This window comes from Bordetella genomosp. 7, assembly GCF_002261415.1.
In the GTDB taxonomy this organism is placed as follows: Bacteria; Pseudomonadota; Gammaproteobacteria; order Burkholderiales; family Burkholderiaceae_B; genus Bordetella_A.
Map to the genome: position 1 here is coordinate 26,498 of NZ_NEVI01000001.1, position 26,274 is coordinate 52,771.

General features: G+C 64.6%; 23 protein-coding genes. 15 read left to right on the top strand and 8 right to left on the bottom strand.

The window, feature by feature from the left end; genetic code table 11:
* Positions 1 to 27 precede the first annotated feature (27 nt).
* From CAL18_RS00140 to CAL18_RS00195, 12 genes are all read left to right on the top strand, one after another.
* Positions 28 to 804 (top strand): enoyl-CoA hydratase, encoded by a 777-nt coding sequence (locus tag CAL18_RS00140; RefSeq protein ID WP_026640855.1) that lies wholly within the window; start codon positions 28 to 30, stop codon positions 802 to 804.
* A gap of 184 nt (positions 805 to 988) precedes the next feature.
* Positions 989 to 2,569 carry a DUF1254 domain-containing protein gene (locus CAL18_RS00145; RefSeq protein ID WP_094817221.1) on the top strand — a complete coding sequence of 527 codons (1,581 nt, stop codon included), beginning with the start codon at positions 989 to 991 and terminating at the stop codon, positions 2,567 to 2,569.
* A gap of 200 nt (positions 2,570 to 2,769) precedes the next feature.
* Positions 2,770 to 3,198, top strand: coding sequence for an ATP synthase subunit I (locus CAL18_RS00150; RefSeq protein ID WP_249278356.1), 429 nt, complete (start codon positions 2,770 to 2,772; stop codon positions 3,196 to 3,198).
* A 68-nt stretch (positions 3,199 to 3,266) separates the two neighbouring features.
* Positions 3,267 to 4,148, top strand: a complete 882-nt coding sequence (atpB, locus tag CAL18_RS00155; protein WP_026640858.1) for a F0F1 ATP synthase subunit A — start codon at positions 3,267 to 3,269, stop codon at positions 4,146 to 4,148.
* 114 nt (positions 4,149 to 4,262) lie between these two features.
* Positions 4,263 to 4,505, top strand: a complete 243-nt coding sequence (atpE, locus tag CAL18_RS00160) for a F0F1 ATP synthase subunit C (protein WP_003815363.1) — start codon at positions 4,263 to 4,265, stop codon at positions 4,503 to 4,505.
* A 148-nt stretch (positions 4,506 to 4,653) separates the two neighbouring features.
* Complete coding sequence (locus CAL18_RS00165; protein WP_026640859.1) at positions 4,654 to 5,124, top strand: F0F1 ATP synthase subunit B; 471 nt, start codon at positions 4,654 to 4,656, stop codon at positions 5,122 to 5,124.
* 12 nt (positions 5,125 to 5,136) lie between these two features.
* Positions 5,137 to 5,676, top strand: a complete 540-nt coding sequence (locus CAL18_RS00170; RefSeq protein WP_094817112.1) for a F0F1 ATP synthase subunit delta — start codon at positions 5,137 to 5,139, stop codon at positions 5,674 to 5,676.
* 37 nt (positions 5,677 to 5,713) lie between these two features.
* Positions 5,714 to 7,255: a F0F1 ATP synthase subunit alpha gene (gene atpA, locus CAL18_RS00175; RefSeq protein WP_094817113.1), complete on the top strand. Its 1,542-nt coding sequence runs from the start codon at positions 5,714 to 5,716 to the stop codon at positions 7,253 to 7,255.
* A 98-nt stretch (positions 7,256 to 7,353) separates the two neighbouring features.
* Positions 7,354 to 8,259, top strand: a complete 906-nt coding sequence (gene atpG / locus CAL18_RS00180; RefSeq protein ID WP_026640862.1) for a F0F1 ATP synthase subunit gamma — start codon at positions 7,354 to 7,356, stop codon at positions 8,257 to 8,259.
* Positions 8,260 to 8,301: 42 nt separating this feature from the next.
* Positions 8,302 to 9,702: a F0F1 ATP synthase subunit beta gene (atpD, locus tag CAL18_RS00185; protein ID WP_026640863.1), complete on the top strand. Its 1,401-nt coding sequence runs from the start codon at positions 8,302 to 8,304 to the stop codon at positions 9,700 to 9,702.
* Between the two features lie 9 nt (positions 9,703 to 9,711).
* Positions 9,712 to 10,137, top strand: a complete 426-nt coding sequence (locus CAL18_RS00190; protein ID WP_026640864.1) for a F0F1 ATP synthase subunit epsilon — start codon at positions 9,712 to 9,714, stop codon at positions 10,135 to 10,137.
* A gap of 277 nt (positions 10,138 to 10,414) precedes the next feature.
* The gene (locus tag CAL18_RS00195) at positions 10,415 to 11,185 is read left to right on the top strand and encodes a helix-turn-helix domain-containing protein (RefSeq protein ID WP_038852576.1); all 771 of its coding nucleotides are present in this window, start codon (positions 10,415 to 10,417) and stop codon (positions 11,183 to 11,185) included.
* A 247-nt stretch (positions 11,186 to 11,432) separates the two neighbouring features.
* On the opposite strand, the gene CAL18_RS00200 is transcribed toward CAL18_RS00195, so the two are convergent.
* Complete coding sequence (locus CAL18_RS00200) at positions 11,433 to 12,932, bottom strand: catalase (protein ID WP_094817114.1); 1,500 nt, start codon at positions 12,930 to 12,932, stop codon at positions 11,433 to 11,435.
* Positions 12,933 to 13,103: 171 nt separating this feature from the next.
* Positions 13,104 to 13,955: a 4,5-DOPA dioxygenase extradiol gene (gene ygiD, locus CAL18_RS00205; RefSeq protein ID WP_094817115.1), complete on the bottom strand. Its 852-nt coding sequence runs from the start codon at positions 13,953 to 13,955 to the stop codon at positions 13,104 to 13,106.
* 266 nt (positions 13,956 to 14,221) lie between these two features.
* Here ygiD and hemE point away from each other — a divergent pair, with 266 nt between their 5' ends.
* From hemE to CAL18_RS00220, 3 genes are all read left to right on the top strand, one after another.
* On the top strand, positions 14,222 to 15,295 hold the full coding sequence (gene hemE, locus CAL18_RS00210) for a uroporphyrinogen decarboxylase (protein ID WP_094817223.1): 1,074 nt from the start codon (positions 14,222 to 14,224) through the stop codon (positions 15,293 to 15,295).
* Positions 15,296 to 15,645: 350 nt separating this feature from the next.
* Positions 15,646 to 17,727: a primosomal protein N' gene (locus tag CAL18_RS00215; protein WP_094817116.1), complete on the top strand. Its 2,082-nt coding sequence runs from the start codon at positions 15,646 to 15,648 to the stop codon at positions 17,725 to 17,727.
* A 3-nt stretch (positions 17,728 to 17,730) separates the two neighbouring features.
* Entirely contained in the window at positions 17,731 to 19,788 is a 2,058-nt protein-coding gene (locus CAL18_RS00220; protein ID WP_026640869.1) for a UvrD-helicase domain-containing protein, read from the top strand.
* A gap of 496 nt (positions 19,789 to 20,284) precedes the next feature.
* On the opposite strand, the gene CAL18_RS00225 is transcribed toward CAL18_RS00220, so the two are convergent.
* From CAL18_RS00225 to CAL18_RS00250, 6 genes are read right to left on the bottom strand one after another with little or no spacing between them, the layout of a single operon-like run.
* Positions 20,285 to 21,415, bottom strand: a complete 1,131-nt coding sequence (locus CAL18_RS00225; protein WP_094817117.1) for a M20 family metallopeptidase — start codon at positions 21,413 to 21,415, stop codon at positions 20,285 to 20,287.
* Between the two features lie 33 nt (positions 21,416 to 21,448).
* Positions 21,449 to 22,351, bottom strand: a complete 903-nt coding sequence (locus tag CAL18_RS00230; protein ID WP_026640871.1) for a hydrolase — start codon at positions 22,349 to 22,351, stop codon at positions 21,449 to 21,451.
* 9 nt (positions 22,352 to 22,360) lie between these two features.
* On the bottom strand, positions 22,361 to 23,368 hold the full coding sequence (locus CAL18_RS00235) for an ABC transporter ATP-binding protein (RefSeq protein ID WP_026640872.1): 1,008 nt from the start codon (positions 23,366 to 23,368) through the stop codon (positions 22,361 to 22,363).
* Entirely contained in the window at positions 23,365 to 24,348 is a 984-nt protein-coding gene (locus CAL18_RS00240; protein ID WP_026640873.1) for an ABC transporter ATP-binding protein, read from the bottom strand. The genes CAL18_RS00235 and CAL18_RS00240 overlap by 4 nt, the downstream gene beginning before the upstream one ends.
* A complete protein-coding gene (locus CAL18_RS00245; RefSeq protein WP_026640874.1) occupies positions 24,345 to 25,265 on the bottom strand; it encodes an ABC transporter permease in 921 nt (306 codons plus the stop codon). The genes CAL18_RS00240 and CAL18_RS00245 overlap by 4 nt, the downstream gene beginning before the upstream one ends.
* A 3-nt stretch (positions 25,266 to 25,268) precedes the next feature.
* The gene (locus CAL18_RS00250; RefSeq protein ID WP_094795749.1) at positions 25,269 to 26,246 is read right to left on the bottom strand and encodes an ABC transporter permease; all 978 of its coding nucleotides are present in this window, start codon (positions 26,244 to 26,246) and stop codon (positions 25,269 to 25,271) included.
* Positions 26,247 to 26,274 lie beyond the last annotated feature (28 nt).

The following is a 26,274-nucleotide window of genomic DNA, read 5'->3' on the forward strand; positions in this document are numbered from 1 at the left end:
CCAAACACGATTTTCCAGGAGACTTCCATGAGCGAATCATTTGTGCTGGTCGAAACCCGCGGCCGGGTCGGGCTGTTGACGCTTAACCGCCCCAAGGCGCTCAATGCGCTCAATGATCAGCTGATGGACGAGTTGGGCGCGGCGCTGCTGGCCTTCGACGCCGACGACGGTATCGGCGCGATCGTGATCACCGGCAGCGAAAAGGCCTTTGCGGCCGGCGCCGACATAGGCGCCATGAAAGACTGGTCGTACATGGACGTGTACGCCAGCGAATACATCTCGCGCAACTGGGAAACCATCAAACGCGTGCGCAAGCCGGTCATTGCCGCGGTGGCGGGCTATGCCCTGGGCGGCGGCTGCGAACTCGCCATGATGTGCGACATCATCATTGCCGCCGACTCGGCCCGCTTCGGCCAGCCGGAAATCAAGCTGGGCGTCATCCCTGGCGCGGGCGGCACGCAGCGCCTGCCGCGCGCGGTAGGTAAGGCCAAGGCCATGGACCTGGTGCTGACCGCCCGCCTGATGAAAGCCGAAGAGGCCGAGCGTGCCGGCCTGGTTTCGCGGGTCGTCCCTGCCGACAAGCTGCTCGACGAGGCCATTGACGCCGCCACCGTCATCGCATCGATGTCGCTGCCCTCGGTCATGATGGCCAAGGAATGCGTCAACCGCGCGTACGAATCGCCGCTGAACGAGGGCGTGCTGTTCGAGCGCCGGGTGTTCCATTCGCTGTTTTCCACGGCGGACCAGAAAGAGGGCATGGCGGCGTTCGTCGAAAAGCGTCCGCCCGCGTTCCAGCACAAGTAAATCCGGCGGGCGCAGGGCGCGCCCGGGCAAGGGTACGCGCGGTCCACACCCGGTTTCGCGCTGTAACTTTTACGTCGCACACTGTTGCGGTGTCCGAGCCTATTCTGTAACGGCGTTATGTTGAAAGGTGGCCGCCTGGCAGCAGGCGGCCGGCTCATTTGCCAATACGAACAAGGAGCCCCTCATGCATTGTCGCCCGTCCATTCCCACCCGCCGCTGGCGTACCGCCACTCTGGCGGGCGCCCTGGGAGCCTGCTTTGCCTGCGCTGCGCTCGCCCAGGAGCCTCGCCACACACTGCGGCTGGTTTCCGAAACGCCTGCCGCCGCCTCCAGCGCGCCCCTTTCTGCCCAGGAACTGCGCGATACCGCAGTAGATGCGTATCTGTACGCCTATCCGCTGGTCTTGATGGAGGCCACGCGCCGCAGTTCGACCCAGGTGCAGCATGCGCTGGCCGGCAAGGCGCCCATGAACCAGTTCGGCCACCGGACGGTCTTCCCGGATCCGGGCAACACAGACGTCGCCTGGCCCAGCACCGACATGTTGTATTCCAGCCTGTGGTACGACGTATCCCGGCAGCCCCTGGTCATACGCGTGCCCGCCTCGGGCGGCCGCTATTACGCGTTGTCGCTGCTGGATATGTGGACCGACGAATTCGATTCGCGCGGTACCCGCACCACGGGCAACGGCGAGCAAACGTTTGTGATTGTGGGCCCGCATTGGCAAGGCATCGCGCCCGCAGGCATGGACGTCGTGCGCAGCCCCACCAACATGGGGTGGCTGATCGCGCGCATCCAGGCTGGGGGGCCGCATGAATATGCGGCCGTCAACCAGTTCCAGGCGGGGCTGACGGCCACTGCGTTGCCGGTGGCTCCGCCGGCGCCGGCCACGCCGCCGCGGCCCGGGGCGGCCAAGCCGGCAGTCTGGCCCCAGAGCCCGGCCAGCCCGGGGTATTCGCCAGTGGGGGCGGCGTCGGCTCTGCCGCCGCCCGCGCCTGTGCAACCGGCGTCCTCGGTCACCTGGGACACTCAGGGCACGCCGGGGCAGCAAGTCGCCGCCATGGATCCGGCCACATTCTTCACCGTGTTTTCCGAGCTGCTGCAGGCCAACCCGCCGCACGCGAACGACAACGCCATACTCTCGCGCCTGCGTCGCATCGGCCTGGCCGGCCCCCAGCCCTTCGTGTATTCGAACCTGGATCCGGTGGTGCAACAGGCGCTGGCGGACGCGCGTCCCGTGGCGGGCCGCCGCATCGCGGACGCGGTTGCGCGCATGGGCACGCCCCTGAACGGCTGGAACACCGTGCTGCATGGCATCGGTTCATACGGCACCGACTATACGCGCCGGGCCGCGGTTGCCTACGCCGGGCTGGGCGCCACCACGCCGCATGACGCCCTGTATCCCATAACCACCGTGGACGAAGACGGTGAGCTGCTCGATAGCAACGAAGAGTACGTCCTGCACTTCGACAAGGGGCAGTTGCCGCCCGTCAATGCGTCGTGGTCGCTGACCTTGTATAACGCCCAACAAGGCCTGGCGCCCAACCGCAAGGGCCGCTATGCGCTGCGCAGCACCGATCCCCTGCAATACAACGCCGACGGCTCGCTCGATATTTACATTCAGCGCGACGATCCGGGCCCCGGCAAGTCGCAGAACTGGCTGCCCGCCCCCGACCAGGGCAACTTCATGCTCAACATGCGCCTGTATTGGCCCCAGGACATCGCGCTCGACGGCCAGTGGGCTCCGCCGCCGGTCCGGGAAGACTAACTCTCGGCACACCCCGGCCGGGCGTCATCCGGCGCCCCGCTGCCGCAGCTGCCGGCCCGCACCAAATATTGGTGCGGGCCGGCAGCTTTATTTGCTCGGTCAAATCGAATCACGCTATACTCTACGGGTTTGACGCTTGCGGGATAAAAACACATGGCAAACCTGTCGCGCATGTGTGTTCGCAAGAGCGGGGAAGCCTGATGCAAAGCCTGGTGCAACACAATCCGGTGCTTACCGAAGCCGATCGCGCGGCGCTCGATGCTCAGGCTTGCCGGGGGCTCTTGTGGGCATTGGCGGCGCAGGGGGCCATGGGGCTCGCGGCGGCATTAATTGCAGGGATCATTGCGGGTAAGGCGGCCGGGTTGTCGGCGTTGGCGGGGGCGGGTGCGTATTTCATACCCAATGCGTTGTTTGCATTGCGTCTGCTCGTCAACGTGCTCAAGTCGGGTCGAGCCAATCCTGTTACTTTTTTCCTAGGCGAGGCGGCCAAGTTGCTCATGACGGCATTGCTGTTGTGGCTGCTGTCGCGTGTGGCGCAAAACTGGCTGGTATGGCCGGCTGTGCTGCTCGGGCTGGTCTTCACGCTCAAGGGCTATCTCCTGTTGTTAATGTTCCGCAAGTTGTCATAGCTGCTTAGAAATCATGCAAACGTCCGGCTCGCAAGGGTCGTTCATTCAGCAAACAGGGTAGGGTTCAAATGGCTGCTGCCAGCGACGTATCGCCTCAGTCCGCGTATATTCAGCACCACCTGGTGCATCTGAACAATCTTGGCGAAAAGCAGTCCGTCATCGCCCAGTTCGACGTCATCAACTATGACTCGGTGTTCTGGTCCGCCCTGACGGGTCTGGCAGTCATCCTGGTTCTTTGGCTGGCCGCGCGCCGCGCCACGGCAGGGGTGCCCGGCCGCTTCCAGATGTTCGTCGAAATGATCGTCGACATGGTGGACGAACAGGCCAAGGGCATCGTCACCAATGCCAAGAGCCGCCTGTTCGTGGCCCCCCTGGCGCTTACCGTGTTCCTCTGGATCGTCCTGATGAACGCGCTCGACCTCATCCCCGTCGACCTGATGCCGTCCATCTGGCGCTGGACCGGCCTGGGCGACGAGCACGGCGATCCGCTGTATTACCATCGCATTCTGCCCACCGCCGACCTGAACGTGCCCATGGGCATGTCGCTGGGCGTGTTGCTGCTGATGTTCTACTACGGCATCAAGATCAAGCACCCGGGCGGTTTCGTCAAAGACCTGTTCGCCGCGCCGTTCCATGCCCATGGCATCGGAGCCGTGCTGCTGGCCCCGGCCAACCTGCTGCTGAACCTGATTGAATACGCCGCCAAGTCCGTTTCGCTGGGCATGCGGTTGTTCGGCAACATGTTTGCCGGCGAACTCGTGTTCATGCTGATCGCCTTGCTGGGCGGCGCCTGGACAGGGCTCAACGCAGCCAGCGTGGGCCTGGGTATCGGCCACATCCTGGCCGGTTCGGTGTGGGCCATCTTCCACATCCTGATCGTGCTGTTGCAGGCCTTTATCTTCATGATGCTGACGCTGGTGTACATCGGCCAGGCTCACGAAGGGCACTAACCCGATTCCTGGCGCGGGTTTCCGCCCGCGCCCAGGGGCGCAAGATTTTCTTGCATTCCAAGCAGTACCGTTTTCTTACATTTTTGACTTCAGATTTCTAACCAAGGAGTTGTCATGACCAACGTCGCTTTCGTTGCTCTCGCTTGCGGTCTTATCATCGGTCTGGGCGCTATCGGCGCTTGCATCGGCATCGCACTCATGGGCGGCAAGTACCTGGAAGCTTCGGCTCGTCAGCCTGAACTGATGAATGCGCTGCAAACCAAGATGTTCCTGCTGGCTGGCCTGATCGACGCGGCGTTCCTGATCGGCGTGGGTATCGCCATGCTGTTCGCCTTCGCCAACCCGTTCGTAGGCTAAGTCCGACGGTTCATGGCAACGCCCGCCGGCGCAACGGCGGGCTTGACGCCGGCGGCAGCAGCTTCAGCTGCGTGCATGTCGGCCAAGTATCGAGTGCTCCGTGACGCCCTTCATGTGTCCGGAGCCGTAAGGTGTTAAAGGAACGACCGTGAATCTGAACGCGACGATCTTTTTCCAGATGCTCGTGTTCTTCGTTCTGGGCTGGTTCACGATGAAATTCGTGTGGCCGCCTCTGACGAAGGCGATGGACGAGCGCCGCCAAAAAATCGCCGACGGCCTGGCCGCCGCCGAGAAGGGCAAGGCCGATCTGGCCCAAGCCCAAGCGCGCGTCAGTCTGATCGAGGCTTCTGCCAAATCCGAGACCCACGCCCGCATCGTCGAGGCCGAGAAGCAGGCCGCCTCGCTGATCGAGCAGGCTCGCCGCGAGGCTGAAGCCGAGCGCGCCCGCATCGTCGCCCAGGCGGCGCAAGATGCCGCGCAGGAAGTCCAGCGTGCCCGCGACCTGCTGCGCGACGACGTCGCCGCATTGGCTGTCAAGGGTGCTGAACAGATCCTCCAGCGCGAGGTTGATGCCCGCGCCCATGCCGAGCTGCTCAACCAGCTCAAGGCGCAGCTTTAATCCGGGAACGCCATGGCTGAACTTTCCACTGTCGCCAGGCCCTACGCCGAGGCACTTTTTGGTGCGGCACGCGACGACAAGGCCGGTTTGCAGGCCTGGGCCGAACTGGTCGGCGAGCTGGCCCATGTGGCTGCTCACCCCGACGTGCGCGAAGCGATGTCCGATCCGCGCCTGGGCGATGCGCAGCGCATCGAACTCTTTACCAGCCTGGTCAAGGCTGAGTTGCCCCAGGGTGCGCGCAACTTCATCGAGCTTCTGGTGGCCAACGACCGCCTTTTGCTGCTGCCCAGCATTGCGCAGCAATTCGTCGCGCTCAAGAACCGACACGAAGGCACGGCGCAGGCGGAAATCACCAGTGCGTTCGAGCTCGGCGCCGATCAGGTCAAAGACCTGGTCAACGCCCTTGAAACCAAGTTCGGTCTGAAGCTCAGCCCGGTCGTCACGGTAGACAAGTCGCTGATCGGCGGCGTGCGCGTGGCGGTAGGCGACCAGGTACTCGATACTTCCGTAAAAGCCCAATTGGCCCGCTTGCGGGATACGCTGGCTGCCTGACGCGCAAGGCCAGATAAACAGGATTCCAGGAGTCAATATGCAACTCAATCCCTCCGAGATCAGCGAACTGCTCAAGAGCCGCATCGAGGGCCTGGGCGCTTCGGCTGACATTCGCACCCAGGGCACCGTCGTGTCCGTGAGTGACGGCATTACCCGCATCCACGGCCTGTCCGACGTGATGCAGGGCGAAATGCTCGAATTTCCCAACAATGTTTTCGGCGTGGCGCTGAACCTCGAGCGCGACTCCGTCGGCGCCGTGATTCTGGGCGACTACACCGGCGTGTCCGAAGGCGACCAGGTCAAGACCACCGGCCGCATTCTCGAAGTGCCGGTCGGCCCCGAGCTGAAGGGCCGCGTGGTCAACACGCTGGGCGTACCCATCGACGGCAAGGGTCCCATCGACACCAAGGAAACCGACATCATCGAAAAAGTGGCGCCCGGCGTAATCGCCCGCCGCTCGGTGTCGCAACCGCTGCAAACCGGTATCAAGGCTATCGACTCGATGGTGCCCATCGGCCGCGGCCAGCGCGAGCTGATCATCGGCGACCGCCAGACCGGCAAGACCGCCGTTGCCGTCGACACCATCATCAGCCAGAAGGGCAAGGACGTCACCTGCGTGTACGTCGCCATCGGCCAGAAGGCGTCGACCATCAACAACGTGGTGCGCAAGCTCGAAGAGCACGGCGCCATGGAATACACCATTGTCGTGGCCGCCTCGGCGTCCGACTCGGCCGCCATGCAATACCTGGCTGCCTACGCCGGCTGCACCATGGGCGAGTACTTCCGCGATCGCGGCCAGGACGCCCTGATCATTTACGACGACCTGACCAAGCAAGCCTGGGCCTACCGCCAGGTATCGCTGCTGCTGCGCCGTCCGCCGGGCCGCGAAGCCTACCCTGGTGACGTGTTCTACCTGCACTCGCGCCTGCTCGAGCGTGCCGCGCGCGTCAACGAAGAATACGTCGAGAAGTTCACCAACGGCGCCGTCAAGGGCAAGACCGGCTCGCTGACCGCGCTGCCGATCATCGAAACCCAGGCAGGCGACGTGTCGGCTTTCGTGCCCACCAACGTGATCTCGATCACCGACGGCCAGATCTTCCTGGAAACCGACCTGTTCAACGCGGGTGTTCGTCCTGCCATCAACGCCGGTATCTCGGTGTCGCGGGTGGGTGGCGCTGCCCAGACCAAAGTCATCAAGAAGCTGTCCGGCGGTATCCGTACCGACCTGGCACAGTACCGTGAACTGGCAGCCTTCGCGCAATTCGCATCCGATCTCGACGACGCCACCCGCCGTCAGCTCGAGCGCGGCAAGCGCGTGGTCGAACTGCTCAAGCAGCCGCAATACCAGCCGCTGCAAGTGTGGGAACTGGCCGTCACGCTGTACACGGTCAACAACGGCTACCTGGACGACGTGGACGTGGCGCAGGTCCTGGCCTTCGAAAAGTCGCTGAAAGATCAGCTCAAGGCCAAGCACGCCGGCCTGATCCAGCGCATCGAAGACACCAAGGAACTGTCCAAGGACGACGAAGCCGAACTGGCTGCCGCCATCCAGGATTTCAAGAAGCACGGTGCTTTTTAAGGCAATGTCCGGCGTAGTGGCGGGCCGCGTGCCCGCCCTACGGTAGGGCGGGGCGAGCCCCGGCCGCAACCGCCAAGCCGTTACAACAGGAAAGCGCAATGCCCGGAATCAAGGAAATCCGAACCAAGATCAAGAGCGTGCAAAACACGCGCAAGATCACCAAGGCGATGGAGATGGTCGCTGCATCCAAAATGCGCAAGGCGCAGGACCGGATGCGCGCGGGTCGTCCGTACGCCACCAAAGTGCGCGAGATCGCTGCGCACCTGATGCAGGCCAACCCCGAGTACAGCCATCCGTACCTGATCGAACGCGATATCAAGGCGGTAGGCGTGGTGCTGGTCACCACCGACAAGGGTCTGTGCGGCGGCCTGAACACCAACATCAGCCGTGTGACGCTGGCCAAGCTCAAGGACTTCGAGCAACGCGGCATCCGCGTGCAGGCCACGGCGTTCGGCAACAAGGGCCTGGGCCTGCTGACTCGCATTGGCGCCAATCTGGTCTCGCACGAGGTGCAGCTGGGCGACAAGCCCGACCTCGACCGCCTGCTGGGCGCCATCAAGGTGCAGCTCGACGCCTATCTCAGTGGCGAAATCGATGCGTTGTACGTGGCGGCTACCCGCTTCGTCAACACCATGAAGCAAGAGCCGGTGTTCCTGCGTCTGCTGCCGCTCGAAAGCGGCTTGGACGATCCCTTCCAGTCGGGCGTTGAAAAACTGGCATCGACCGCTGAGGTCAAGTCGAACTACAGCTGGGACTACATCTACGAGCCCGATGCCAAGAGCGTGATCGACGACCTGCTGCAGCGTTACGTCGAAGGTCTGCTGTACCAGGCCGTGGCCGAGAACATGGCCTCGGAGCAGTCGGCCCGGATGGTCGCCATGAAGGCAGCGTCGGATAACGCCAAGAAGGTTATCGGCGACCTGCAGCTGGTCTATAACAAGACCCGCCAGGCGGCGATCACCAAGGAAATTTCGGAAATCGTAGGGGGCGCGGCCGCCGTCTAAGCAGCCTGCATCCCGTCAAAAGCTATCAAGCAAGGAATCGACATGAGCAACGGAACCATCGTTCAGTGCATCGGCGCCGTGGTGGATATTCAGTTCCCCCGCGATCAAATGCCCAAGATCTACGAAGCGCTCACTCTGGCCGACGAAAGTTCGCCGTTCGCCGAAAAGGGTCTCACGCTGGAAGTGCAGCAACAGCTGGGCGACGGCGTGGTGCGTACCATTGCGCTGGGCTCCAGCGACGGCCTGCGCCGCGGCATGAAGGTCGTGGGCACCGGCGCGCCCATCTCTGTGCCGGTGGGCCACGGCACGCTGGGCCGCATCATGGACGTGCTGGGTCGTCCCATCGACGAAGCCGGCCCCATCCAGGCCGACGAAAAGCGCGCCATCCACCAGACTGCTCCCCGTTTCGACGAACTGTCGCCGTCGGTCGAGCTGCTCGAAACCGGCATCAAGGTTATTGACCTGGTCTGCCCGTTCGCCAAGGGCGGCAAGGTGGGCCTGTTCGGCGGCGCCGGCGTGGGCAAGACCGTCAACATGATGGAACTGATCAACAACATCGCCAAGCAGCACAGCGGTTTGTCGGTGTTTGCAGGCGTGGGCGAACGTACCCGCGAAGGCAACGACTTCTACCACGAAATGGAAGAGTCGAAGGTGCTGGACAAGGTGGCCATGGTGTTCGGTCAGATGAACGAGCCTCCCGGCAACCGTCTGCGCGTCGCCCTGACCGGCCTGACCATGGCCGAGAAGTTCCGCGATGAAGGCCGCGACATCCTGTTCTTCGTCGACAACATCTATCGCTACACCCTGGCCGGTACCGAAGTGTCGGCGCTGCTGGGCCGTATGCCTTCGGCCGTGGGCTACCAGCCGACGCTGGCCGAAGAAATGGGCGTGCTGCAAGAGCGCATCACCTCGACCAAGACCGGCTCGATTACGTCGATCCAGGCCGTGTACGTGCCTGCCGACGACTTGACCGACCCGTCGCCCGCCACCACCTTCCAGCACTTGGATTCGACCGTGGTGCTGTCGCGTGACATCGCCGCGCTGGGTATCTACCCCGCCGTGGATCCGCTGGATTCGTCCAGCCGCCAGCTCGACCCGCAAGTCGTCGGCGAAGAGCACTACGCCGTGGCCCGTGGCGTGCAGCAAACCCTGCAGCGCTACAAAGAACTGCGCGACATCATCGCCATTCTGGGCATGGACGAACTCTCGCCCGAAGACAAGCAGGCCGTGGCCCGCGCGCGCAAGATCCAGCGCTTCCTGTCGCAGCCGTTCCATGTGGCCGAAGTGTTTACCGGTTCGCCCGGCAAGTACGTGCCGCTGGCCGAGACCATCCGTGGTTTCAAGATGATCGTCAACGGCGAATGCGACGCGTTGCCCGAGCAGGCCTTCTACATGGTCGGCACCATCGACGAAGCCTTCGAGAAGGCCAAGAAACTGCAATAAGGAGCTCACATGGCTACCCTGCAAGTGGATGTGGTCAGCGCAGAAGAAGCGATCTTCGCCGGTGAGGCTAAGTTCGTGGCACTGCCTGGCGAGGCGGGTGAGCTGGGCATTCTGCCCGGGCACACCCCGCTGATCTCGCGCATACGCCCCGGTACAGTCAAGATCGTCCGTGCCGATGGAGGCGAGGAGAACATCTTCGTCGCCGGGGGCATCCTTGAAGTGCAGCCGGGCATGGTGACGGTGCTGGCCGATACGGCCATCCGCGCCGCCGACCTCGACGAAGCCCGCGCCGTGGCGGCGCGCGAAAAGGCCGAAGAGGCCCTACGCAATGCCAAGGACAAGGCGGATATCGCGGTGGTTGAGGCGGAACTCGCCATGCTGGCCGCGCAAGCCGTGGCTGCGCGCAAGCTGCGCCAGACCCGCAGCACGCACTGATATCAGTACCCCGTGCGCCGCGTGTCCCGCGCGGCGCACAAGCAAAAAGGGCGGCCTTGGCCGCCCTTTTTGTTTTTGCATTTCCAAACGGGGCGCGTGCATATGCGTGTGGCGCGTCCGCTGGTCGCCGCGCTTTGCGCTAGTGCTTAAAAAGCAGGAACTGGCAAGCGCTGGACGCTTGGATTACGTATAACCCGCAATATGACATGTGCGGATACCGCCTAGGTGGACTGACGCGTACGCTTGCGTTTATTGCGTACGTATCAAGGAGCTCATCTTGCGGGAAACACTCGATTGCGCCGTACTGATGACGCCCGGCCATGAAGCCTGGGTGCGCGACTGGGTCGCGAGCCACCAGGGCCAGGGCCGCCTGCGCCTGTACGCGCAGGAACTGTCCGCGTTGGCGCCGGGTTTGCCAGATACGCGCCTGCTGGCGCGCGCGCGCCTGGCGCTACGGCGCTACGACGGCTGCGTCATCCCGGTGGCGCCAACGTCCTTGTCGTGGGTGCGCACCATTCTTGCCAATGCTGGGGCCGAGCCGCGTACGCCGTTGGTTGCCATGGTGTTCGACATCACCGCGCCGGCCATACTCGATCTGCTCGCCCTGGGGGCGGCCGACTTCATGCGCGCGCCGGCCTGCACCGATGAGCTTCGTGCACGCCTGTCGCGGCTATGCCGCGGGGGGCCATCCATGACGCCCCAGATGGCGCCAGGGGGTGCGGCGGGCGCGCCTCCGTGCACGGTGCGTGAACCCGTGCCGGGCTACGGCGCACGGGCGGGCGCGCGCCGTACGGCAACGCGTGCCCGTCTTGAAGCGGCCTTGGCCGCGTTGCATGCGCAGGATGCCACGCTGGCTGAAGAACCTTTCCGGCAGGCCAAGTCCCGCGTGGTTGCCGGCTTCGAACGCGAATACTTGCGTCGCGCGTTGTCACGCCATGGCGGCAACGTGGCCCAGGCCGCGCGCGCGTCCAGCAAGCATCGCCGCGCGTTCTGGGCACTGATGCGCAAGCACCGCATCGACGCGTCGCCGTACCGCGAGCCCCGCTGACGCGGCAGGCGCTGGTTTCGATCTCTGGTGTCTGACGCCGTGGCGTGATTGGTGTCTGACACCCTTCGGGAGTCAGACACCAATAATTCCCGGCGAGAGTCAGACGTCGGCAATTTCCGGCGGGCGTCAGGCAATGGCAATGTCCCGTCGCTACCGAAGGCAGGCGCGCCGCAGATGGGCGCGTGTGTGATGGGCGTCTCGCGTGTAATTGGTGTCTGACTCCCGAAGGGTGTCAGACACCGCCAAGCTACCCTTCGCTCATGCCCGGGGCGGGTTGGGGGGCTTGATGCTTGCGTACGCGTTCCTCGATACGCTTGCCTACATCCGGATCGACGCTCTTCCAGTACTCGAAAGCTCGTTCCAGCACGGGCGAACGCACGCCGCCAAGCAGGCTTCCGGCAACAGTTTCAACCAGGCGCGCGCGCTGCGCGTCGTCGAATACCTCGCGTACCAGGATGCCCGGCTGAGTGAAGTCGTCGTCTTCCGCGTGCAAGGTGTAGGCGCTGCGTACCATTTCGCCATCGGCTTCCCAGCCGTCTTCTGCCTTGCCCGACGTGTCGGCCCAGGCGCGGCCTTCGGAATTGGGCGCATAAACCGGCTGGTTGCCGCTGTGCTCGTAGGCCATGTGGCCGTCGAACATATACGTATTGACCGGCACCTTGGGCTTATTGACCGGCAACTGGTGAAAGTTGGCGCCGATGCGGTGGCGCTGCGCGTCGTGGTAGGCGAACGCCCGGCCCAGCAGCATCTTGTCGGGCGACAGGCCGATGCCGGGAACAGTATTGCCGGGAGAAAAAGCCGCCTGCTCGATTTCGGCAAAGAAATTCTCGGGGTTGCGATCGAGCGTCATCGTGCCCACTTCGATCAGCGGGTAGTCTTTATGCGACCAGGTCTTGGTAAGGTCGAACGGGTTGATGCGATACGTCTTTGCGTCTTCGTAAGGCATCACCTGCACCGAAAGCGTCCAGCGGGGGTAATCGCCCCGTGCAATGGCGTCGAACAGGTCGCGGCGGTGGAAGTCGGCATCGCTGCCGGCCATGTCCTTGGCTTGCTGGTTATTGAAGAATTCCATGCCCTGCCGGGTATGGAAATGGTATTTCACCCAGAAGCGCTCGCCCTGGGCATTGACCCACATATACGTATGCGAGCCATAGCCGTTCATGTGCCGCCACGTGCGCGGCAGCCCGCGGTCGCCCATCAGGTACGTGACCTGATGCGCCGATTCGGGGTTGTTGGTCCAGAAGTCCCACTGCATGTGGTTGTCGCGAAGGCCGGAATCCGGCAGGCGCTTCTGGCTGCGTATGAAGTGCGGGAACTTCATCGGGTCGCGCACGAAGAAAATGGGCGTGTTGTTGCCCACCAGGTCGTAGTTGCCTTCGGAGGTATAGAACTTCAGCGAGAACCCGCGCACGTCGCGCCAGGTGTCGGGGCTGCCGGCTTCGCCCGCCACGGTGGAGAACCGCGCGAGCATTTCGGTTTTACAGCCTTTCTGAAACAGCGCGGCCTTGGTGTACCTGGACACGTCCGCCGTGGTTTCAAACACGCCAAAGGCGCCGGCGCCTTTGGCATGCGGCTGGCGTTCAGGAACCTTTTCCCGGTTGAAGTGCGCCATCTGCTCCAGGAAGTGGACATCGTGCAGCAAGATGGGACCATTGGGGCCGATGGTCAACGAGTGGCGATCGCTTGGCGCGGGCGCTCCGGCCCCGGTAGTAGATGGCGTGGCGTCGTGCTTTTTTGAGTTTGTCATGGTGGCTCCTGGAAGAAGATGACAAGCAGGCGAAAGCGGGTTCGGCCCGGGCGGCAAGGTTCACTGTACACCAGGTTATCCTGGCCTTAGCCTGCGCCGGCGCATGCACATTGCGTACGGCCGGGGGGCGAACGCAAGCCGACATAAAACATCGCGCCCACGCGGGGCGGGTCACATGTTCGTCTGGTCCGGCGGCACACCTTCCGGAAGCATCGCCGCACAATGGGCGTTCTTGCGCAGTTCAAGCTGTGCGCCCAGCCCGTAGCAGGCCATCGAGATCGAGCCCATAGTATGGCCGCGCACCAGCAGTTCAGGCTTGCTGTTTTCGGCGGCCGCCAGGCCCGCGATGTATAGCAGCGGCACGAAGTGGTCCGGGGTGGGAACCGCCAGGTCGTAGTCGGCATGCCCGGTCAGGCGCAACAGGTCGCCGGGTCGATCGGCAAGTTGCGCGGCCACGGCGTCGTCGAAGCGCCGTGCCCAGTCGTAGGCCAGGTCGGCCTGGCCCCATTGCAGGCGCCCCAGGTTGTGCACGACGTTTCCGCTGGCCACCACCATGACCCCGCGTTCTCGCAGGGCGTCGAGCCTTGCGGCCAGATCCAGATGGTATTCAAGGGGGCGCAATGCATTGATAGACAGCTGCACCACCGGTATGTCGGCGTCAGGGTATAGGTGCGTCAGGATGGACCAGGTGCCGTGGTCCAGCCCCCATTGGTCGATATCGAGACCGACCCATTGCGGTTTGACCAGCTCTACGATTTCGCCGGCCAGGTCCGGATCGCCGGGCGCGGGGTAGTCGAAATCGAACAACTGTTGAGGAAAGCCGTAGAAGTCGTGGATCGTGCGTGGCCGGGGCATGGCCGTGACTGCCGTCGCGCCGAAATACCAGTGGGCAGATACCACCAGCAGCGCACGGGGCCGGGGCAAGTGCTCGCCGAAGGCGCGCCATGCTTCGGTGAAATCGTTTCGCTCCAGAGCGTTCATGGGGCTGCCGTGGCCGATGAACAGTGCGGGCATCTTGCTCATAGTGTCGCTCCTTGGGCGGCGCGGCTGGGTGCGCCTGCTGCGCACAGGAAAGCCGGCAACGACGGCGCAAGATCAGGCTGGGCTGATCCGCCAGTCGCTTGCAACATCATAGTCGGATTGCGCGACTGCGTTATGGCGACCGGGTCGGGTATTGCCGCGTGGGCGCGCCGCCCACGCCCGCCCAGAAAGCCGCCGGTTGCGGCAGCCCATCCTTCGTCGCGCGCCCCGGGGGGTAAAATCACGGCTTCCGATGTTGAAGGATGGCCGTGTCTGCTACCCCTTTGAAGAACGATGTGTTCTTGCGCGCGCTCTTGCGCGAACCCGTCCCCTATACCCCCATCTGGCTGATGCGCCAGGCGGGCCGATATCTGCCCGAGTACAACGCCACCCGGGCGCGCGCGGGTTCGTTCATGGGCCTGGCGCAGAACCCCGAATACGCCACCGAAGTCACGCTTCAGCCCCTGGCCCGTTACGATCTTGATGCGGCCATTCTGTTTTCCGACATTCTTACCGTGCCGGACGCGATGGGCCTGGGCCTGGACTTCGCCCCGGGCGAGGGGCCGCGCTTTGCGCAGCCGGTGCGCACAGAAGACGACGTCGCGCGCCTGGCCGTGCCCGACATGGCCAAGTTGCAGTATGTGTTCGATGCCGTGGCCCTGATCCGGCGCGAACTCGATGGCAAGGTGCCTCTCATCGGCTTTGCCGGCAGCCCCTGGACCATCGCCTGTTACATGGTTGAAGGCCGTGGCAGCGCCGACTACCGCCAGATCAAATCCATGCTGTATGCGCGTCCGGACCTGCTGCATCGCATCCTGGAAATCAACGCCCAGGCCACGCTGCAATACCTGAACGCGCAGATCCAGGCCGGTGCACAGGCCGTGATGCTGTTCGACAGCTGGGGCGGCGTGCTGGCCGACGGCCTGTTCCAGCAGTTCTCGCTGGCCTATACCCGCAAGATCGTGGATGGGCTTATTCGTGAGCATCAAGGCCGCAAAGTGCCCGTGATCGTGTTTACCAAGGGCGGTGGCCAGTGGCTCGAAGATATCGTGGCCTGCGGCTGCGATGCCGTCGGGCTGGACTGGACGGTGAACCTGGGCCAGGCGCGCCAGCGGGTGAACGATGCCGTGGCGCTGCAAGGCAACCTCGACCCGATGACGCTGTTCGGCGGTGCACAGGCCATCCGGGCCGAAGCGCGTCGCACGCTCGATTCGTACGGGGCGGTGGGCCGGGGTGGTCACGTGTTCAATTTGGGCCACGGAATTTCGCAATTCACGCCGCCCGAGGCGGTGGCCGAATTGGTGGACGAAGTGCATAGCCATAGCCGTGCATTGCATGGCTAAGTAAGTGGCCGCTATCGCGGCCCCGGGCGACCGCACATGGGGTTGGCCGCTTACTTGTGCACAGCGCGCAGGCAAGTCGGGATAACCCCGAATAGCTGGAAGCGTTTCTGGGAATTGCTTATAAGTATTTGAAAATAAACAGCAAATACATATGCAACTACCGCCGGAGCATGTTTTTTCAGCCATTCGCCTTGACAAGTCCCAACGTTGTTGGCGATTTTTCCCCAAAGTTATCCACAGGCCCATGTGCTTTCAGTAAATCGTTATGGCGCGACAATCTGTTAGCCGCAAAACCCAGAATCTACTTTAATTACGCAAGCGCCCAGCCATGCCCTTCCGCTCTGTCCCTTATGTCTGACCCGCAAGGCAGCGGCGTCGCGCACCCCGTTAGCTGGGTGCGTGTTGCGCTTGATGTTCCGTTGCCCGGCCCGTTTGACTACCGCGCGGCGGAGGCGGTGCCGGTGGGCGCGCGCGTGATCGTGCCGTTTGGACGGCGCAAGCTGGTGGGCGTGGTGGTCGCCGCGCCAGAGCAGCCTGGGGTAGAGGTCGGCCAGGTGCGCGAGATCGAGCAGGTGCTGCAAGACCTGCCGCCACTGCCGGCCGATTGGCTGCGGCTGGCCAGCTTTGCGGCCGATTACTACCAGCGGCCCCTGGGTGAAGTCATGCTGCCGGCCATGCCGCCGCCGTTGCGCAAGCCGTCGGCCTACCAGGGCAAGCGTTCGGGGCTGGGCCCGGTGGCGCGCCTGGAGTCCCGCAAGCGCAAGGCGGCGCCCGCGCCGGTAGAGCCCGACGAGCCCCCTGCGCTCAATGCCGACCAGCAGGCCGCCGTGGATGCGGTGGCGGGGCTGGCTAGCTTCAAGCCCGTGCTGCTGCATGGCATAACCGGCAGCGGCAAGACCGAGGTCTATCTGCACGCCGCGCAGCGTGTCCTGGGGCAGGGCCGCCAAGTGCTGCTGCTGGTTCCCGAAATCAACCTGACTCCCCAGCTTGAATCGGCGTTGCGCGCCCGGCTGGCGGGGGTGCTGGGCGCCGATGGCCTGGCGGTGATGCATAGCGGCTTGTCCGATGGCGAGCGCGTCCAGGCGTGGGCCCGGGCGCAGCGCGGCCAGGCGCGCATGCTGCTGGGCACGCGCATGGCCATTTTTGCGCCGCTGGCCAACCTGGGGCTGATCGTGGTCGACGAAGAACACGATGCGTCGTACAAACAGCAAGACGGCCTGCGGTATTCGGCGCGCGACCTGGCGGTGTGGCGCGCGCGAGACCTCGGCATTCCGGTAGTGCTGGGCTCGGCCACGCCCTCGCTGGAAAGCTGGCATCACGCCGAGCGCGGCCATTATCTGCGTTTGTCGCTGCCGGGCCGTGCCCGTGCGAGCGACCTGCCCGCGATACGGCTGATCGATACGCGCCGCCTGGTGATGCGGCAAGGCATCTCGCCGCAGTTGTCGGATGCCATTGCGCAGCGGCTCGAGCGCGGCGAACAGTCGTTGGTGTTCCTGAACCGGCGCGGCTATGCGCCTGTTCTGCATTGTGCATCGTGCGCGTGGGTCAGCCACTGCCCGCGCTGTACGGCCTTTACCGTGCTGCACCGCATTGCCGGGCGCGGCCATCGCCTGCATTGCCATCATTGCGGCTACCAGGCGTCGGTGCCGCGCGCGTGCCCGGAATGCGGCGACCAGGATCTGCAGCCCATGGGCCGTGGCACACAGCGCGTGGAAGAACATCTGGCGGAACTGTTTCCCGAAGCCCGCATCTCGCGAATCGACGCGGACAGCACGCGCCGCAAAGGCAGCGCGCAGACCTTGTTCGCGGCAGTGCACGCCGGAGAGGTCGATATTCTGGTGGGCACCCAGATGGTGGCCAAGGGGCACGATTTCGCGCGCCTGGGCCTGGTGGGGGTGCTGAACGCCGACGCCGCGCTGTTTGCCCACGATTTCCGCGCGCCGGAGCGCCTGTTTGCGCAATTGATGCAGGTGGCGGGCCGCGCCGGGCGTCATGGCGGGGGCGGCGAAGTCCTGATCCAGACGGGATACCCCGAGCAGCCGGTGTATCAGGCATTGCTGCGGCATGATTACGCCGGTTTTGCACGCCATGCACTCGAAGAACGCGAAACCACCGGCCTGCCACCTTTTGCCTACCAGGCCCTGCTCACGGCCGAAGCGCGTGAACTCTCGCAGGCGCTGGCCTTTCTGCAGCAGGCTCGCGGGCTGGCCACCACCGGCGAGTTTCCCGGACTGGCGTCACTGACGCTGTACGATCCCGTGCCCCTGCGCGTGGTGCGCGTGGCGAATGTCGAGCGAGCCCAGCTTCTTCTGGAAAGCACCAGCCGGCCGGCGCTGCAGGCCTTTCTTGGCGCGTGGTCGGCGCACCTGCCCGCGGTGGCGGCAGAGAACCGCGTGCGCTGGCAATTGGAAGTCGATCCTCTTGAAATCTGACGCATGTCCGACAGTACACCCATAGGCCACGGCCTGAACCCCGCCCAGAAAGAGGCCGTGCTGTACCTGGACGGCCCGTGTCTGGTGCTGGCCGGCGCGGGCAGCGGCAAGACCCGCGTCATCACCCAGAAGATTGCGTACCTGCTGCGCGAATGCGGTTACATGGGCCGCAATATCGTGGCGCTGACCTTCACCAACAAGGCCGCCCGCGAAATGGGCGAGCGCGTCAAGCCGCTGGTGGATCGTCAGATGGCAAAGGGGCTGACCATCAGCACCTTTCACGCGCTGGGCGTCAAGCTGTTGCGGGAAGAGGCGCGCCATGCAGGCCTGAAGCCGCAGTTTTCCATATTGGATGCGGACGACGCGATGGCCATCATCCAGGAACTGCTGGCCACGACGGACCGCGGGCGTTTGCGCGCGGTGCAGTCGGTTATTTCGTTGTGGAAGAATGCGCTGCTCAGCCCCGACGATGCCGAACGCATCGCGGCCACGCCCGGCGAAGTCGAGGCCGCGCGCGTGTACCGAAACTACAGCGCCACGCTGGCGGCCTACCAGGCGGTGGATTTCGATGATCTCATCCGCATACCCGCGCAGTTGCTGGAGCACAACGAAGAGGTACGCACGCGCTGGCAGAACCGCGTGCGCTATTTGCTGGTGGACGAATATCAGGACACCAATGTGTGCCAGTACCGGCTGGTGCAGCTTTTGTGCGGAAGCCGAGCCATGTTTACCGCGGTGGGAGACGATGACCAGGCCATTTATGCCTGGCGCGGCGCCACGGTCGAGAATCTGGCCAAGCTCACCACTGACTACCCGCAGCTCAAGCTGATCAAGCTGGAACAGAACTACCGGTCGGTGCAGCGTATCCTGGCGGCGGCCAATACGGTTATTGAAAAGAACCCCAAGCTGTTCGAGAAGAAGCTCTGGTCCGACCTGGGGGTGGGCGAGCCCATCGTTGTATCGGCGATGGACAATGATGAGCACGAGGCGCAGTCCATTGCCATGAAGATCTCGGCCGCGCGTTTCGAGCGGCAGGCGCAGTGGAAGGATTTCGCTGTGCTGTATCGCGGCAACCACCAGGCGCGCATCCTGGAGCAGGCGTTGCGCAACCTGAAGATCCCGTACACCATCGCTGGCGGCCAAAGCTTCTTTGACAAGGCCGAGGTGCGGGACATCCTGGCTTATCTGCGGCTGATCGCCAACGACGACGATGATCCCGCCTTCATACGGGCCGCCACCACACCCAAGCGGGGCATCGGACAGGCCACGTTGCAGGTGCTGGGCCAGTACGCCGCGCAACGAGAAGTGTCGTTGCTGGCGGCAGTGGATGAATCTGGCCTGGAAGGCCTGTTGCAGGCCCGGCAACTCGAATCGTTGCGCACTTTTGCCGAGTTCATCCGCCGCATCCAGTGGCGCGCGGGCCGGGGGCGTACCGATGGCGCGGGCTCGCCCGAATCGGCGGGCGCCATCCTGGACGACATGCTGGCGGCTATCCAGTATGAGCGCTATTTGTACGATACGCTCGACGAGAAGCCCGCGCAGGCACGGTGGGAAAACGTGCTCGAGCTCACGGGCTGGCTCAAGCGCAAGGCCGACGAAGACGGAATGACGCTGTTTGACCTGGTGCAGCACGTTGCGTTGATCACCATGCTCGAGCGCGGCGACGAAGAAGAACCGGACGCGGTGAAGCTGTCGACGCTGCATGCATCCAAAGGCCTGGAGTATCCGCACGTGTACATCGCCGGCGTGGAAGAAGGCTTGCTGCCGCACTGGGGCAAGGACGACGAAGAGGGCGACCCGGCCCGCGCCGCCGAAAGCCTGGCGACCCGCATCCAGGAAGAGCGGCGCCTGATGTACGTGGGCATCACCCGCGCACAGCGCAGCCTGAATATCAGCTGGTGCAAGAAGCGGCGCCGCGCCCGCGAAGACATGGTGCGCGAGCCTTCGCGCTTCATCGAAGAAATGGGCCTGGGCGACGTGCCGGTGCAAGAAGACGAAGCCACGCGCGCCATGAGCCCGAAAGAACGCCTGGGGATGCTCAAGGCGCTGCTGCGCAAATAGCGAACGGGCGGTTTGTGCGATGGGTGTCTGACACCTACGGAGTCAGACACCGGCGGACTGGGGGAGGCGCTGCGCCTGTACAGGAGTCTGGCTCCCGAAGGGTGCCTGCTACCGTTTGGTGCGATGGGTGTCTGACACCTACGGAGTCAGACACCGGCGGACTGGGGGGAGGCGCTGCGCCTGTGCAGGTGTCTGGCTCCCGAAGGGTGCCTGACACCGTTTGGTGCGATGCGCATTTGACACCTACGGAGTCAGACACCGTCGGACTGGGGGGAGGCGCTGCGCCTGTACAGGTGTCTGGCTCCCGAAGGGTGCCTGACACCGTTTAGTGCGATGGGTGTCTGACACCGTTTGGTGCGATGCGCATTTGACACCTACGGAGTCAGACACCGGCGGCGGACTGGGGGAGGCGCTGCGCCTGTACAGGTGTCTGGCTCCCGAAGGGTGCCTGACACCGTTTGGTGCGATGAGATGGCTGACGCCGTTGCGTGATGGATCAGGCGAGTTCGCGCAGCAGCAGTTCCCAGAACTTGAGCCGGGTCTGCAGGGTGGAAACCAGGATGTATTCGTGCAGCGTATGCGCGCCGTCGCCGTCGGCGCCCAGGCCGTCGAGTGTGGGCACGCCCATGGCGGACGTGAAATTTGCATCGCTGCCGCCGCCTGTCATGGGGGCTTCTTCGAGCGCAAAGCCGGCTTCGCGCGCGTACTGCTGCGCGCGCGACAGCAGCGCCGCGGCCGCGTCGGTGCGCACCATCGGCGGCCGGTTGAGCTCGACGTTGATATCCAGCTCTACATCGGGCCCAACTGCACACAGGTTGCGCATGCGGCGCAGCACATCTTCGGCCGCGCCCATATCGGGCACGCGGAAGTCGACCACGCAGCGGCAGCGGGCCGGAACGGTATTGGTGACTGTGCCCCCGGCAATCGTGCCCACGCTTACGGTAACGCCGCGCTCGTAATCGGTCATGGCTTCCAGGGCCAGCACCTGGTGCGCCATCTCGCGTATGGCGCTGCGACCCTTTTCGTGCTGCATGCCGGCATGCGCGGGACGGCCCTTGACGTCCAGGCGCAGCATGCCGGTGCCTTTGCGGGCCGTGACACACTTGCCGCCGTTGGGTCGGGCGGGCTCGCACACCAGTGCGTACTTGGCGTTGGCGGCGTACCGTTCAATGGATGCGCGCGAGGCATGGCTTCCGGTTTCTTCGTCGGGCACCATCAGGAAGTCCACAGGCAGGCGGGTGGCACCGGGTTGGGCCAGCCTGGCCAGCGCGGCCAGCGCCAGGTAGATGCCGCCTTTCATGTCGTAGCTGCCCGGGCCGTACAGGCGGTCGCCCTCGACGCGGCACGGATTGTCCTGCAGCGTGCCGACCGGGTGCACCGTGTCCAGGTGCGCCAGCACCAGGATGCCGGGCCGCGTATCGCCGGGGGCGCGATTGGTGGTGTACAGCAGCGGGCCCGTGGCCGGGCCAAGCGGCGTGATTTCAACGTTCAGGCCGGCCGCGCTTGCCTGCGCCTGCACCAGTTCGGCCATGGCGGCCACGCCTTGCGGCGAGTTCGACGGCGATTCGCATTGCACCCACGACTGGATGCCGGCGACGATTTCTTCGGTGGTGGGCAACGATGACATGTGGTGGTTCCAGAATGTAGAAAGACCGCAGGCTCAGGCGACCTGCTGGCCCGCCAGTTTGGCGAGTTCGGCGTCGCCGGGCAGTTTGCCTTCAAACCACAGGCTGGCACAAGCCGCCGACATTGCGCGGCCATCGTGGCCGATGCCGGGCACCACCTGCAATTTCCAGCCGAACGGCACGCCGCGGCGTTCGGCTTCGCGCTGGCCGGCCTCGAAGTAATAATGGGCGCGCGCAAACCGGTGCGGGCCCTGGCGCAGCGCGGGCGGGTCGGACGGGAGGTTGGGATCGTTGGTGGCGATATCCTGGTCGCCCGCCAGGATGGTCATCGGATAGGCCAGCAGGCGAACCAGGTGTTCTTCCGACAGACCGACGCCGTCCAGGCCTTCGGGGAACGGATGATCGAAGGTGGGCAGGGTGTACCAGCCCGGGTTGGCCGCCGTCACCGCGCAGAAGGGCGCATGCGGCTGGCTGCTCATCAGCCGATGCACGAACTGGCCTCCCGCCGAATGGCCGAACAGATACGCCTGTTCGACCTCGGTGATTTCGGCCCGGCGCAGATCGGCAAATACCTTGGCCACGAGGGCGTACGTCCATCCGTCGACGTGGCGAGGGTTGCCGCCGGGGCTGAACACGCGGCCGTTGTTGTAGCTTTCGACGCCAGGCCAGATATCGTTGGAGAACGTGGGCGCCACGATCAACAGCTTGTGCTTGTCGGCAGCGGGGATCCAGAAATCGCGGTAGTCATCGCCATTGCGCAGTACGCCGTGCTGCACGATCACGACGGGGCGGTCGGGCGTGTAGCCGTAGGGGCGGTAGGTTTGCAGCGTGAAGGGACGATCGGCATTGCGATCGTCGTCGACATAGACGATAGCGTTGCGGCCGGCGTGGCCCAGTTCGTGGGCGATGCGCTCGACGTTGGACGTTTCTGCTTTCATGGCTGCGTATCAGTTGGCGGTATTGAGGTGACAGGCCGACCAGTGGCCGGGCGCGATTTCCTGCAACGGGGGCACCTGTTCGCGGCAGCGCGGCATGGCGTGCGGACAGCGGGGATGGAAGGTGCACCCTGGCGGCGGGTTCAGCGGCGACGGGATCTCGCCCTTGATGGGTGTGAACTTGCGGCCTCGGCGGCTGACGTCGGGCACTTCGGCCAGCAACGCCTGCGTATACGGGTGATTGGCCCGCGCGAAGATCTGGGCGGCCGGCGCGCGCTCGACGATCCTGCCCAGGTACATGATGGCCACGCGATCGGATATGTGCCGGACCACGCCCAAGTCGTGGCTGATGAACAAATAAGTAAAGCCGTGCTGTTCGCGCAGGTCCATGAACAGGTTGATGACCTGCGCCTGGATGGATACGTCCAGCGCGGCCACGGGCTCGTCGCACACCAGGAATTTGGGTTCGACCATCAGCGCGCGGGCAATGCCGATGCGCTGGCGCTGGCCGCCGGAGATCTGGTGCGGAAAGCGGTCGCGGTATTCGCGGTCCAGGCCCACTTCGGACAGGGCGCGGTCAATGCGCGCCGGTATCTCGGCGGCCGGCGCCAGCTTGTGCACCTTGAGCGCCTCGCCCAGGATCTGCCGCAGGCGCTGGCGCGGATTGAGCGACGCCTGGGGGTCCTGGAAGATCATCTGCACACCCAGCGTGTAGGCCAGGCGCTCGGCGCCGCGCAAGTCCTGGACGGGCCTGCCCTGGTACAGCAGATCGCCTTCGGTCTGGCGGTGCAGGCCGGCCACGACGCGGCCCAGCGTAGACTTGCCGCAGCCGGATTCCCCCACCAGGCCCAGCACTTCGCCGGGCTGCACCGTCAGGTCGACGCCATTGACGGCGTGCACCGTGCGCCGGTCGACCGGCTTGCCGGCCAGCGCCAGGATGCGCTGCGCCAGGTCGGGGTGATGTTCGAAGCGCTTGTGGACGTTGCGCAGTTCGATTACGGGCGTGTCTTGCTGGGTCATGCGGCAGTATTCTCGCGGGCGATCGGTACGTAGCAGCGGAAGCTGCGGGGCCCCTCCTGGCTGGCGGCGGGAGCCTGTTCGGCGCAGCGCGGGATGGCGCTGGGGCATCGCGGCCGGAAGGCGCAGCCGGCGGGTCGGCCCGCCAGGCTGGGCGCCATGCCCTCGATCTGGTGCAGGCGCGCGCCGGGGGCGGTGTTGGCCGGCATCGAATCCAGCAGCCCCCGCGTGTAGGGGTGGCGCGGCGCGTCCAGCACCTGGGCCACGGGCCCGGCCTCGACAATGCGGCCGGCATACATCACGGCGACGTGATCGGCGAGTTCGGCCACTACGCCCAGGTCGTGGGTGATCCAGATCAGGGCGGTATTGTGAAGCCGGCAGATTTCCTGCATGCGATAGAGGATCTGCCCCTGGATGGTGACATCCAGCGCCGTGGTGGGTTCGTCGCAGATGATCAGGTCCGGGTTGTTCAGCATCGCGATGGCGATGGCCACGCGCTGCCGCATGCCGCCCGAAAACTCGTGCGGATAGCTGTCCAGGCGCGTTTCGGGCGACGGAATGCCCACCATGGCCAGCGCCTCGCGGCAGCGCTCGCGCGCCTGGGCCACGGGCACCCGCTCGTGCGTAAGAATCGCCTCCATCATCTGCTCGCCGATGCGCAGCACCGGGTTCAGCGTCATCAGCGGGTCCTGGAAAATCATGGCGATGCGGTTGCCGCGCAGGCGCCGCATGCCTTCTTCGTCGAGCTTGCGCAGGTCCTGGCCCTTGAAGAGAATTTCGCCGGATACGACTTCGCCCGGCGGGTCGATCAGGCCCAGCAACGAAAAACCGGTGACCGACTTGCCGGAACCGGATTCTCCTACCAGCCCCACGATTTCGCCGCGCCGCACCGTCAGGTCGACGCCGTCCACCGCCGGCCAGGCGCCGGCTTCGGTATGAAAGGCGGTGCGCAGTCCGCGCACCTGCAGTATTACGTCGCTCATGCTCGTCGGGGATCCAGGGCTTCGCGCAGGCGGTCGCCCACAATGTTGATGGTCAGGATCAGCAGCAGCAATGCAATGCCCGGGAACATGCTGATCCAGTAATCGCCCGACAGCAGGTATTGGAAGCCGTTGGCAATCAGCAGCCCCAGCGAGGGCTCTGTAATGGGTACGCCCACGCCCAGGAAAGACAGGGTGGCCTCCAGCGCGATGGCGGTGGCGATCTGGATGGTGGCGAACACCATCACGGGCCCCAGGCAATTGGGCAGCAGGTGGAACGCCATGATGCGCCACGCCGGAAAGCCCAGGTTGGCGGCGGCCTCGATGTATTCTTTGCGGCGCTCTTGCAGGGCGCGGCCCCGCATGATGCGCGCGTAGTGCGCCCATTGCACCACCACCAGCGCCAGAATCACCTTGTCCACGCCGCGGCCCATCATGGCCAGCAGCACCAGCGCCACGAGAATGGTGGGAAAGCCCAGGATGAAGTCAACCACCCGCATGACCACCGTATCCACGAAGCCGCCCACGTATGCCGCGATCAGGCCCGCGATACTGCCGATGGCCGTGGCCAGCGCCACCGCCGTCAGGCCCACCAGCAGGCTGATGCGCAGGCCGTACAGAATGGCGCTGAACATGTCGCGGCCCTGGTCGTCGGTGCCCAGCAGGTACACCTGGCCGTCCATCGACTCGGAGCCGGGCGGCAGCCGCCCGTCGAGCAGGTTGAGGTTGGCCAGGTCGTAGGGGTTCTGCGGCGCGAAGTAGGGGGCGGCCATTACCACCACCATCAGCAGGACCAGCGCGATCACCGAGCCCATTACCGTGGGCCGGCTGCGCAGTTTTTTCAGGATGGCGACACGGCGCGGCGTTTCAGCCAGGGGCTGGATGGTGCGCGTACGGCCATTGGAAGACGATTGAGCCATGACTTAATGTGCAGGAGCGACAAGCTGCACGCGCGGATCAAGCGCGGCATAAAGAATATCGACGATGAAGTTCACGATGACGAAGATCAGCGTCACCAGCATCACGTACGCGACGACCACGGGGCGGTCAAGCTGATAGACGCTGTCGATCAGCAGCTTGCCCATGCCTGGCCACGCAAACACGGTTTCGGTGATGGTGGAATAGGCGATCAGGCTGCCGAATTCCATGCCGACCACCGTGACCACCGGGATCAGGATGTTGCGCAGAATATGGCGGCGCACGATGCGGCCGGGGCGCACGCCCTTGGCACGCGCGAACTTCACGTATTCCTGCGATTGCGCCTCGGCCACGCCGGTGGCGGTCAGGCGCAGCACCAGCGCGATGTTGGCCAGCGCCAGGTTGATGGCGGGCATGATGATGTGCGACCAGCCATCGGCGGTAAGAATCGACAGCCGTACGCCCAGCACGCTGACCGTGTCGCCGCGCCCCGAGGCGGGCAGCCAGCCCAGCCATACCGCGAACAGCAGAATCAGCATCATGCCTTGCCAGAAGTTGGGCAGTGAAAAGCCCAGCACCGAGCTGGCCATGATGCCGCGGCCCAGGACCCGGTCGCGGTACAGGCCGGCTACCAGGCCCAGCGGGATGCCCACGATACAGGTCATGCCAATGGCGACCACCACGAGTTCGAACGTGGCCGGCACACGCTGCAGGATCAGCTCGATGGCCGGTATGCCGTGCACGAATGAGTTGCCCAGGTCGCCGTGCAGGGCGCGCCACAGGAAGGTGAAATACTGCTGCCAGATCGGCTGGTCCAGCCCCAGGCGGGCGATGGTGGCCTGGCGGGCCTCCACCGTTGCCTCGGGGCTGACCAGCAGCTCGATCGGGTCGCCCACGGCATACACCGCAAAGAAAACCACGACCGAGACGGCCAGCAGCACGAACAGGCTCTGAAGCAGCCTGCGCAGGGTGAACAAAACCACGTTGCGAGTTCCTTGGGGTCTTGCAAAA

Coding starts and splice junctions, on each gene's coding strand:
- CAL18_RS00140 (WP_026640855.1), top strand. CDS start 28: ATGAGCGAATCATTTGTGCTGGTCGAAACCCGCGGCCGGGTCGGGCTG.
- CAL18_RS00145 (WP_094817221.1), top strand. CDS start 989: ATGCATTGTCGCCCGTCCATTCCCACCCGCCGCTGGCGTACCGCCACT.
- CAL18_RS00150 (WP_249278356.1), top strand. CDS start 2,770: ATGCAAAGCCTGGTGCAACACAATCCGGTGCTTACCGAAGCCGATCGC.
- atpB (WP_026640858.1), top strand. CDS start 3,267: ATGGCTGCTGCCAGCGACGTATCGCCTCAGTCCGCGTATATTCAGCAC.
- atpE (WP_003815363.1), top strand. CDS start 4,263: ATGACCAACGTCGCTTTCGTTGCTCTCGCTTGCGGTCTTATCATCGGT.
- CAL18_RS00170 (WP_094817112.1), top strand. CDS start 5,137: ATGGCTGAACTTTCCACTGTCGCCAGGCCCTACGCCGAGGCACTTTTT.
- atpA (WP_094817113.1), top strand. CDS start 5,714: ATGCAACTCAATCCCTCCGAGATCAGCGAACTGCTCAAGAGCCGCATC.
- atpG (WP_026640862.1), top strand. CDS start 7,354: ATGCCCGGAATCAAGGAAATCCGAACCAAGATCAAGAGCGTGCAAAAC.
- atpD (WP_026640863.1), top strand. CDS start 8,302: ATGAGCAACGGAACCATCGTTCAGTGCATCGGCGCCGTGGTGGATATT.
- CAL18_RS00190 (WP_026640864.1), top strand. CDS start 9,712: ATGGCTACCCTGCAAGTGGATGTGGTCAGCGCAGAAGAAGCGATCTTC.
- CAL18_RS00200 (WP_094817114.1), bottom strand. CDS start 12,932: ATGACAAACTCAAAAAAGCACGACGCCACGCCATCTACTACCGGGGCC.
- ygiD (WP_094817115.1), bottom strand. CDS start 13,955: ATGAGCAAGATGCCCGCACTGTTCATCGGCCACGGCAGCCCCATGAAC.
- CAL18_RS00215 (WP_094817116.1), top strand. CDS start 15,646: ATGTCTGACCCGCAAGGCAGCGGCGTCGCGCACCCCGTTAGCTGGGTG.
- CAL18_RS00220 (WP_026640869.1), top strand. CDS start 17,731: ATGTCCGACAGTACACCCATAGGCCACGGCCTGAACCCCGCCCAGAAA.
- CAL18_RS00225 (WP_094817117.1), bottom strand. CDS start 21,415: ATGTCATCGTTGCCCACCACCGAAGAAATCGTCGCCGGCATCCAGTCG.
- CAL18_RS00230 (WP_026640871.1), bottom strand. CDS start 22,351: ATGAAAGCAGAAACGTCCAACGTCGAGCGCATCGCCCACGAACTGGGC.
- CAL18_RS00235 (WP_026640872.1), bottom strand. CDS start 23,368: ATGACCCAGCAAGACACGCCCGTAATCGAACTGCGCAACGTCCACAAG.
- CAL18_RS00240 (WP_026640873.1), bottom strand. CDS start 24,348: ATGAGCGACGTAATACTGCAGGTGCGCGGACTGCGCACCGCCTTTCAT.
- CAL18_RS00245 (WP_026640874.1), bottom strand. CDS start 25,265: ATGGCTCAATCGTCTTCCAATGGCCGTACGCGCACCATCCAGCCCCTG.